General features: G+C 51.6%; 1 protein-coding gene. It reads right to left on the bottom strand.

Annotation, left to right across the window (positions count from 1 at the left end; all coding sequences use genetic code 11):
- Nucleotide 1: 1 nt before the first annotated feature.
- A partial coding sequence (locus B3W37_RS10560) for a branched-chain amino acid ABC transporter permease (RefSeq protein WP_483175709.1) occupies nt 2-754 on the bottom strand: 753 nt, incomplete at its 5' end.

Raw genomic sequence — 754 nt, 5'->3', positions numbered from 1 at the left:
GTCATGCTGATCCTCCCCAAAACCGGCCGAATGTCTTGCGGGTCAATTCTTTATTGCCCAGCATGCCCTGAGGCCGATAGATCATCACCAGCACCAGGATCAAAGCATAGATAATCATGCGAACGGCCGGAAAGGCTTGCAAATATGCAGTCAATACCGTAATGAAGATGGCCGCCAGGACCGCTCCGGTGGTGCTGCCCAGGCCGCCTAAAACCACCATAACCAGTATGTCGAATGATTTCAAAAAGTTAAAGGTCTCCGGCTTGATAATGTAAAAATAATGGGCGAATAACGCCCCGGCCAGGCCGGCCAACCCGGCCCCGATCATAAAGGCCAGAACCTTATACCAGGTGGTATGAATCCCCATCATTTCTGCGGCCACTTCATCCTCGCGAACCGATATTATGGCGCGGCCAAAGCTGGAGTTAATGAGATTTTGAATGATAATAATAGTAAACACTATGGCACCAAAAAGGTAGGGCCAGGTGGTCAAGCGGCTGATGCCGACAATCCCTGCCGGTCCCCCTAATTCTTCAATATTCTGGAGAATAACCCGGATGATTTCTCCAAAACCCAGAGTGGCTATAGCCAGGTAATCCCCCCGCAGCCTTAAGGTGGGCACCCCGATAATGAATCCCGCCAGAGCTGCGGCCAGACAGCCTGCTATGATGGCGATGATGAAGGGCAGATCCATATTTTTGGTGCATATTGCTGAAACATAGGCGCCAACCGCCATGAAACCGGCATGCCCCAG

The organism is Syntrophomonas sp. UBA5494 (assembly GCF_002426325.1).
This window is presented reverse-complemented; position numbering and strand designations above follow the sequence as displayed.